The following is a 419-nucleotide window of genomic DNA, read 5'->3' as shown; positions in this document are numbered from 1 at the left end:
CCCCAAATGGTTGCCTTGAGCAAGGACCTTCAGCGCCTCTGTGGCCTGCTCAAAGCCAAAGACGCTGTCAATTATCGGATGAAGCCTGGCTATGCCTGCAAAGGCATTGAGTGCTTCGAACATCTCTCTGGAGCCCACCATCATCCCTCGCACAATCGCGCTCGTTTGTAAAAGGCTCAGGGCATTGATCGTTTCACCGGGAGGCACTCCAAGCAGACTGACAATACCCCCTGCGCGGGCACTTGCAATTGATTGAACGAGGCTTCCCGGCGCCCCCGTCTCAACAACATAGTCAGCGCCCATGCCGCCTGTAAGTCGCAGAACTTCCTTGCTCCACTGCGGCGTCGTACTCGTATTGATGGTCTCTATCGCACCTAACTTGCGAACTTGAACGAGTTTTGCTTCTTTCGACGATGTAG

At 54.4% G+C, this 419-nt stretch carries 1 protein-coding gene; it reads right to left on the bottom strand.

What is annotated here, in order from left to right:
• On the bottom strand, positions 1 to 419 hold a 419-nt coding region (locus GV819_RS32700; protein WP_161760125.1), incomplete at both ends, for a zinc-binding dehydrogenase.

The organism is Pseudomonas sp. Fl5BN2, from assembly GCF_009908205.1.
Taxonomy (GTDB): domain Bacteria; phylum Pseudomonadota; class Gammaproteobacteria; order Pseudomonadales; family Pseudomonadaceae; genus Aquipseudomonas.
This window is presented reverse-complemented; position numbering and strand designations above follow the sequence as displayed.